At 70.2% G+C, this 7,552-nt stretch carries 8 protein-coding genes; 7 read left to right on the top strand and 1 reads right to left on the bottom strand.

From position 1 onward, the window contains the following. From AC5WS7_RS40430 to AC5WS7_RS40415, 4 genes are all read left to right on the top strand, one after another. The coding region (locus AC5WS7_RS40430; RefSeq protein ID WP_495959958.1) for an ABC transporter ATP-binding protein at window positions 1-1,042 on the top strand (1,042 nt) is incomplete at its 5' end. Further along, entirely contained in the window at window positions 1,039-2,196 is a 1,158-nt protein-coding gene (locus AC5WS7_RS40425) for an LLM class flavin-dependent oxidoreductase (protein ID WP_495959957.1), read from the top strand. The genes AC5WS7_RS40430 and AC5WS7_RS40425, both read left to right, overlap by 4 nt. 12 nt (window positions 2,197-2,208) lie before the next feature. Continuing rightward, window positions 2,209-2,802: a cysteine dioxygenase family protein gene (locus AC5WS7_RS40420; RefSeq protein ID WP_495959956.1), complete on the top strand. Its 594-nt coding sequence runs from the start codon at window positions 2,209-2,211 to the stop codon at window positions 2,800-2,802. Next, complete coding sequence (locus AC5WS7_RS40415; RefSeq protein ID WP_495959955.1) at window positions 2,799-3,530, top strand: alpha/beta hydrolase; 732 nt, start codon at window positions 2,799-2,801, stop codon at window positions 3,528-3,530. Before AC5WS7_RS40420 ends, AC5WS7_RS40415 begins: the two co-directional genes overlap by 4 nt. 61 nt (window positions 3,531-3,591) lie before the next feature. Here the strand turns inward: AC5WS7_RS40415 and AC5WS7_RS40410 are convergent, their stop codons facing one another. Then, entirely contained in the window at window positions 3,592-4,194 is a 603-nt protein-coding gene (locus tag AC5WS7_RS40410; RefSeq protein WP_495959954.1) for a mycothiol-dependent nitroreductase Rv2466c family protein, read from the bottom strand. A gap of 116 nt (window positions 4,195-4,310) precedes the next feature. Between AC5WS7_RS40410 and AC5WS7_RS40405 the strand changes: the two genes are divergently transcribed. From AC5WS7_RS40405 to AC5WS7_RS40395, 3 genes are all read left to right on the top strand, one after another. Then, on the top strand, window positions 4,311-6,461 hold the full coding sequence (locus AC5WS7_RS40405) for an MMPL family transporter (protein WP_495959953.1): 2,151 nt from the start codon (window positions 4,311-4,313) through the stop codon (window positions 6,459-6,461). Between the two features lie 69 nt (window positions 6,462-6,530). Continuing rightward, window positions 6,531-6,800, top strand: coding sequence for a metal-sensitive transcriptional regulator (locus AC5WS7_RS40400; protein WP_495959952.1), 270 nt, complete (start codon window positions 6,531-6,533; stop codon window positions 6,798-6,800). Window positions 6,801-6,837: 37 nt separating this feature from the next. Next, window positions 6,838-7,071 (top strand): YgaP family membrane protein, encoded by a 234-nt coding sequence (locus AC5WS7_RS40395; protein WP_495959951.1) that lies wholly within the window; start codon window positions 6,838-6,840, stop codon window positions 7,069-7,071. The last annotated feature ends 481 nt before the right edge of the window (window positions 7,072-7,552 follow it).

The following is a 7,552-nucleotide window of genomic DNA, read 5'->3' as shown; positions in this document are numbered from 1 at the left end:
CGAACCGCTGCTGCGGATTACCGACCTGTCCGTCACCTATGATGTGCCGCGCAAGGGAGTGGGGTTCGGCACCGGCGCGGCGTTGCGCGGCGCGAGCCTGGCGGTGGACCCGGCGCAGATCGTCGGGATCATCGGCGAAACCGGTTCCGGCAAAACAACTTTGGCCCGCGCCACGGTCGGGCTGACGGCCCCGGCGAGCGGCGCCATCGAATTCGACGGCCGGGATCTGACCCGCCTGCGCGGGCGCGAACTGCGCGAATTCCGGCGGCAGGGCCGGATCCAGCTGGTATTCCAGGACCCACTGCGCTCGCTCGACCCCGACCTCACCGTCGCGCGCCTCGTCGGCGAGCCGCTCGAGGTGGCGGGCGGTCTCGACGCCGCCGCCCGCGGCGAGCGGATCGACCGCGCGCTGCGCGAGGTCGGCCTGGAACCCGGGGCGGTGCGCGACCGCCGGCCGCGCGAGCTGTCCGGCGGCCAGCGGCAGCGGGTGTCCCTGGCGCGCGCCATCGTGACCGAACCCCGGTTGCTCATCTGCGACGAGCCGGTCAGTGCGCTCGACGCCTCCAACCGCAACCTGGTGCTGAACCTCCTCGACCGGCTGCGGCGCGACCTCGGCGTCGCGGTGGTGATCATCGCGCACGACCTGTCCTCGCTGGCGGGCATCGCCGACCGGGTGGCGGTGTTCTACCGGAGCCGCGTGGTCGAACAGGGCGATCTGCACGAAGTGCTGAGCCGCCCGGCCCACCCGTACACGGCCCTGCTGGTCGCGTCCGCGCCGAACCTCGGCGACCGGTCGGCGATCCGGCCCGAGGACGTCCGCGTGGACCGCGACGCCGCCGCTCCCGCCGACCCCGGCGGCTGCGTGTTCGCCGACCGATGCCGGTTCGCGTTCGCCGACTGCGCGACGCAGCCGCCGCTGCTCGAGGTGGGTCAGCGCTGGTCCGCGGCCTGCCACATCGCCGCCCGATGGCCCGGCAGCACAACCGAGAACATCCCCATCCGGCCGGGCCGCACCGGCACACTCACGAAGGACGACCGATGAGCTACGACGATGTCGAGATACTGGGCATGATCGGAACCGCAGACGCCTCCGAGACGCGGGCGGGCGACGGAGCGGTGATCGATCCCGACTACACGTTCCGCTTCGCCCGCGCCCACGAGGACGGCGGATTCGACCGGGTGCTGATCGGGTACGGCTCCGGCTGGCCCGAGGGCTCTCAGGTGGCGGCCGCCGTGGCCGCGCACACCGAACGACTCGGTCTGCTAGTGGCGCATCGGCCCGGCGTCGTGCACCCCACGCTGGCCTCGCGCATGTTCACCACGCTGGACCAGTTCTCCGGCGGCCGGGTGGCCCTGAACATCGTCACCGGAAGCACCGATGCCGAGCAGCGCCGCGAGGGGGACTACCTCCCGCACGACGAGCGGTACGCGCGAACCGACGAATACCTGCGGATCCTGCGCGCCGCCTGGGACACCACCGGACCCCGCGACTTCGCGGGCGACTACTACCGATTCGACGGCTTCCACCCGCAGGTGCACCCCTACGAGGGCAGGCGGCTCGAACTCTTCTTCGGCGGCAGCTCCCCGGCGGCCTACTCGGTCGGCGCCCGGCACGCCGACACGTACATGCTCTGGGGCGAGCCGCTGCGTGAGACGGCCGAGCAGATCGCCACCATCGCCGACCGCGCGGCGGCGGCGGGCCGCGACCGGCGGCCCCGGATCTCGGTGTCGTTCCGGCCGATCCTCGGGGCCACCGACGCCGCCGCCTGGGAAAGGGCGCACCGCATTCTGGACACCATCACCGCGGGCGTCGGCGGCGCGCACAACCTGCGCGCCGGCCAGCTCCATCCGCGCGGCGCCGAACCGCAGAACGCGGGTTCGCGGCGGCTGCTGTCCGTCGCGGAGAAGGGCGAGCTGCACGACCGGTGCCTGTGGACCCCCACCGCGAAGGCGGTGGGCGGCGGCGGCAACTCCACGGCGCTGGTGGGTTCGCCCGAGACGGTGGCGGCCGCCCTGCTCGACTACATCGAGATCGGGGTGAACACCGTTCTGATCCGCGGCTACGACCCGCTGCAGGATGCCATCGACTACGGCCGCTACCTGCTGCCGCTGCTGCGCCAGGAGCTGGCCCGCCGCGAGGCAACCCGTCCCGGACCGGCGGCGGTCCAGCCGCGTCCTGTCGCCCCGACCCCATAGCGAGGAGTGGAAATGACCCGGCCCCCGATCGTCCCGGTGCGGACCGATGTACCCGAGCTGGCGGCGTTCGCCGACACCGTCGCGCGGCTGATCGGCGACGTCCCCGACGAGCGCACACTGACCGCCGCCATCCGCGACGAACTCGCCGCCGTCCTGGCCACCGGATTCGACCTGCCCGCGGACAAGACACGACCCGATCCGGACCATTACGTGATGTATCCGCTGCACGTCGCCGCGGACGGAGCCTTCTGCATCGCCGCCGCGGTATGGAACGTCGGCCAGGGGACGCCGGTGCACGGCCACGAAACCTGGGGTGTGGTGGGCATTCACAGCGGTACCGAGATCGAGACCCGGTTCGAGAAGCCGTCGGCCGCGAACGTGCCCCTCGTCGGCGCGGGCACCTCGGCGTGGACCGCCGGTCAGGTGACGGTGTGCTGCACCACCGACGACGACGTGCACCAGGTGCGTTGCGGCGGCGACGAGCCGGTGGTCGGCATCCACGTCTACGGCGCGGACATCGGCACCCTCCCGCGCCGGTCGTACAACCCGGAAACCGGTGCGGTGCACTGGTTCACATCTGCCTGGGCAGCGGGAGCAACTGAATGACAACAGTGCGCACAGCCACCGCCGCTTGGAACGAACCCGAGGGCGCCACGGCGCGCGGCACCGTCGTACTGCTCCCCGGTCGCGGTGAGACCGCAGCGTCGTACGCGCGCCTGGGCAGGCGGCTGTCCGCGGACGGCTACCGCGTGCGGTACGCCGGAGTGGACCTCGACGACGTCGCCGCCACCCGGGCAGCCGTCGAAGATCTGCTCGCGGACGAATCCCTGCCGGCTCCGCGGATCCTGCTCGGCTCGGACAGCGGCGCCGCCCTCGCGGCCCGGTTCGCCGCCGAGCTTTCCGTGGAAGGCGTTGTGCTGGCCGCGATTTCGCTGCCGTCGGAGACTTCCGCGACCGCCGCCGCAGGTACCGATTGGGCCGACGAACTCGACGCCCGCACCGCCTGCCCGGTACACCGCGCCGCGCTGTCGGAAGACGAGAACTTCACCCGGGGCGCACTGGCCACCCCGCTCCCGTGGGACACGCTCGCCATCGGCGTGCCGGACCGCCCGACGCTCGCCCTGCACGGCACCGACGACCGAGTCACACCGCTCGCTCGAGCCCTCGACGCCTACGCGCGAGCGCCGCGCACCGACGTCCGCCTCGTCCAGGGCGGTCGCCACGACGTCCTCAACGACGTCGCCCACCGCTCGGTAGCGGCGACGATCGTCCTGTTCCTCGAGTCGCTACGCCTGGGCCCCGACGTCCCGCCGATCGTGATGCCGAGTCGATAACCGACCATACGGCCGAGGGCGAGGAGACTGCCGTGAACCGCGGCGCACAGTCGTGCGCCGGTCAGGCGCCGGTCTTCGGTGGTCCCGAGAACGGACGTTGCACGGTCGCGAATGCCGGTGTCGCGGCGATGGTGAACAGTGCCGCCAATAGGTCGAGGCCCTGCCGCTGAGCGGGGATCTCGGTGAGTACCGGGCCGAAGAATCCGCGGCCGTCGACCACGACGATCGGGCATCCGCCGCGGTCGCCGAGGGCCTGCTGGCTCGCCTGATGAGCCCGGGCGACCGCGTCGTCGCGGCCCGGGTCCTCGGCGGCCTCGCTCAGTGCCGGATCCATGCCGAGTTCGCCGAGTGCCGTCGCGAGCGTTCGGGCGTCAGCGGGCTCGTGGTGGGTGTGGGTCCGGGTGCCGAATTCCTGGTAGAGCCGGGCGAATCCGCCTGTGCCGGATTGGGCGGTCACCGCGGCGAACACCCGTCCCAGGTCTCGGGAGCGGTCCATCATCGGCCGCCGGTCCGGGTCGAGATCCTGGCCTTCGTTCAGCGCGGCGAGGTTCATCTGCCGCATCGTGAGCGGCGTATCGGTCGTGCTGGTCGCCGTCAGCAACCACTGGGCGCACACCCATCCGAAGGGGCAGACCGGATCGACGTACAACTCGATTTCCGCCATCTCTTCCTCCTGTCCTGGTTGTTCTGTGGCATAGGTCGCCTTTACGCCTTTATACCCCCTGGGGTATGTTCGGCAGCAATGTAAACATACCCCCTGGGGTATTCGAAGGAGAAGTGATGACCGAATCCGGGATTCTCACGCCGGAGATCGCCGCACGGGGGAGCGGCGGAGCGTTGGGCAGGCTGGGCGCCACGATGGCGAGCCGTGCCGGCCGGGTATTCGCGGTGTGGCTGCTGGTGCTGGTGGCGCTGGGTGCCGCGGCGCCGAGTGTGTTCAACTCGCTCGCGGGTGCGGGCTGGCAGGCCGACGGCTCGGCATCGGTGCGGGTGCGTGAGCTCGCGCAGCAGCACTTCGGCGGTAATTCGTCGGCGGCGGTGCAAGTCGTGGTGCATTCCGATACCCAGGCGATCGACAGTCCCGCGGTGCGGTCCGTGCTCGGGCGGGCCACCGCGATCTTCGCCGCCGATTCCCGGTTCGGCGAGGTCGTCGCGCCCCAGCCGGGGACCACGATCAGCCGCGATGGGCACACCGGGATACTCATCGCCGGCGCCGCTGCCTCGCCCGACGACATGGTGCAGGCGGTCGATGCGCACAAGGGCGCGTTGACCGCGTTGTCCGGCAACGGGATCGAGGTCTATCCGACCGGTGCGTCGGCGCTGTGGAGCGATTTCAACAAGGCCAACCACGAGGCGATGCTGAAGGCGGAGATGTTCTCCTGGCCGGTGACGCTGGCGATCATGGTGATCGCGTTCGGATCGCTGGTGGCCGCCGGGTTGCCGCTGCTGCTGACCCTGGCCGGGCTGATCGCCTCGGCCGGCGGGCTGGTGCTGCTGAACCACCTCACCCCGATTTCGGTGTGGGCGATGAACTTCGCGATGATGTTCGCCTTGGCGCTCGGCATCGACTACGCCCTGTTCATCGTCGCCCGCTTCCGAGGCGCGCTGACCACTGCCGATGATCCGCGCGCGGCGGTGGCCGAGACGATGAGCACGGCGGGCAAAGCCGTTGTGCTGTCCGGTCTCACGGTTCTGGTGAGCCTGTCCGCGGTGCTGATCGTTCCGGCGCCCGCCGTTCGGACCATGGCGGTCGGGATCATGTTCGCGGTCGCGTTCGTCCTGGTGGCGACATTGACGCTGCTGCCCGCCGCGCTGGGAGCGCTGGGCCACAAGATCAACGCCGCAGCGCTGCCCAAGGTCGGGGGCCGGCATCATCGTTCACCACGGTTCGCCGCCTGGGGACAGCGCCTGCACGACCGGCCCTGGCCCTTCGCGATCGCCGCGCTGCTGGTGCTGATAGCGCTGGCCATTCCGGTGACCGGGCTGAAGGTCGCCATGCCGTCGATCCAGGTCGTCCCCTCGGACGCGCCGGTCCGGCAGGGATACGAACTCGTCCAGGCGCAACTGGGCGAGGGAGCGCCGGGAGCATTGCAGATCATCGCGCCCGCGGCCGAATCCCCGCAGGTCGCGACAACGGCATCGGCGGTCGACGGCATCGCCGTGCTCACCCCGCCCCAGGCTGCTCGCGACGGCAGCGGCCTGGTCATGATGCAGGCGCTACCGAGCGTGGACCCGTCCGATGCGCGGATGGGCAGCATCCTGGACCAGTTGCGCGAGCGGCTGCCGGCCGGCGCGCTCGTCGGTGGCGCTCCCGCGGAGAATTTGGATCTGCAACACGCGCTGAACCATTACTTCCCCATCATCGTGGGGATCATCCTGGTCCTGGGCTTCGCCTTGTTACTGGTCGCGCTGCAGGCGCCGCTGGTCGCGGCATTGGGGACGGTGGTCAGTCTGCTCTCGACCGCCGCGGCCTTCGGCGTGGCGAAACTGATCTTCCAGGACGGGCACGGCGCGGGTCTGCTCGGATTCACCCCGCAGGGCTTCCTGGACGGCTGGGGGCCGGTGTTCTTCTTCGCGATGATCTTCGCCATCGCGATGGACTACACGGTGTTCCTGCTCGCTACTGCGAAAGAACACTACGAACGCTCCGGTGACCCGGGCCGCGCCCTCGTCGACGGCCTGGCGCATTCCGGTCGCGTGATCTTCGCCGCGGCGGCGGTCATGGTCGCGGTGTTCTTCACCTTCGCGCTCGCCCAGCCGCTGCCCCCGAAGGAGATGGGCGTCATCCTCGGCGTCGCGGTGCTGCTGGATGCCGCCGCCGTGCGGCTGGTGCTGTTGCCGGTGCTGTTGCGGCTCACCGGACATCACGCCTGGCGGTCCCCGCGATGGCTCCGCGCGGTACTACCGTCGATCAGTTTCGCGCATGACTGACACCACAGCGCCCGCTATACCCCCAGGGGTATAGTGGGCGCGGGTGAACCGACGAGAAGGGCTACCGGCATGGTGGGTAACGAAGAGACGATCGCATTGGTGCTGAACCGGTTGCGCCGCGCGCAGGGACAGCTCGGTGGCGTGATCGCCATGATCGAGCAGGGGCGTGACTGCAAGGATGTGGTCACCCAGCTGGCCGCGGTGTCGCGGGCGCTGGACCGGGCCGGATTCAAGATCGTCGCCACCGGCCTGCGTGAATGCATGACCGGCGAATCCGCCGAGGGAGCCGAGCCGATGAGCGAAGCCGAACTCGAGAAACTCTTCCTCGCCCTGGCCTGAACATCCAGGCGCGCAATCGATTACGAAGGACAGCAAGATGCCGAACCTACCCCGCCACCAGGGCTGGTCCATCGCCCGCGTCGTCCCGCTGCTGGCGGGCGCCTTCGTCCTGATCAGCGTGATCCTGGCGGCGACATGGTCGAGTTGGTGGCTGATCTTCACCGGGCTCGTGGGCGCGAACCTGCTGCTGTACGGCATCGCGGGCTGGTGCCCGGCAACCCTGCTGCTGCGGCGGCTGGGGCTGCCCAGCACGACAGCTTCCCGCGCCTGAGCGGTTACGGGCGAGCGCCGCATGCCGGGACGTGATTCCTGCCGCGGTGCGCAGGTATCCGTCGCCGTTCAGGGTGGTGGCCGCGGGCCCCGGCGGCTCGCCGATCGGGGCCGGGCTGGAGCAGCGACCCGGCGCGGGGCCGGGTCGCCTCGGACCGCTGCATGCTCGTTTCCGAGAGGGTTTGCCGGAACAATACCGCTGGCCCCGGCGATTTCCTCGCGCGGCGCGGTGTTTTTCAGCGAAGAATCGTGCGTTTATCCAATCGTGGCTTTTACCGTTTAGGGACCAAAGTCCCTAGAAAACGCCGCGCAGCTTGACGACTATCTCCTACGAACGCTCCCGGCAGTTTCGTCCGACGAAAAGGATGTGAGCTAGTGCGAGGGTTTCTGGCAGTGGTGGTGGCTGTTCTCATGGGTTGCGCATTGTTGGGCGAACAGCCTGCTCGCGCCGACGATCGCCCGCACAGCGGTCCGCCGCCGTT

It is taken from the genome of Nocardia sp. PLKS1-43 (genome assembly GCF_059510335.1).
The sequence above is the reverse complement of the archived record's forward strand: the minus strand, read 5'-3'. Positions and strand labels throughout refer to the sequence as shown.

Excerpts from the sequence above, each read along its gene's own strand:
- AC5WS7_RS40425 (WP_495959957.1), top strand. The coding sequence starts at position 1,039 with ATGAGCTACGACGATGTCGAGATACTGGGCATGATCGGAACCGCAGAC.
- AC5WS7_RS40420 (WP_495959956.1), top strand. The coding sequence starts at position 2,209 with ATGACCCGGCCCCCGATCGTCCCGGTGCGGACCGATGTACCCGAGCTG.
- AC5WS7_RS40415 (WP_495959955.1), top strand. The coding sequence starts at position 2,799 with ATGACAACAGTGCGCACAGCCACCGCCGCTTGGAACGAACCCGAGGGC.
- AC5WS7_RS40410 (WP_495959954.1), bottom strand. The coding sequence starts at position 4,194 with ATGGCGGAAATCGAGTTGTACGTCGATCCGGTCTGCCCCTTCGGATGG.
- AC5WS7_RS40405 (WP_495959953.1), top strand. The coding sequence starts at position 4,311 with ATGACCGAATCCGGGATTCTCACGCCGGAGATCGCCGCACGGGGGAGC.
- AC5WS7_RS40400 (WP_495959952.1), top strand. The coding sequence starts at position 6,531 with ATGGTGGGTAACGAAGAGACGATCGCATTGGTGCTGAACCGGTTGCGC.
- AC5WS7_RS40395 (WP_495959951.1), top strand. The coding sequence starts at position 6,838 with ATGCCGAACCTACCCCGCCACCAGGGCTGGTCCATCGCCCGCGTCGTC.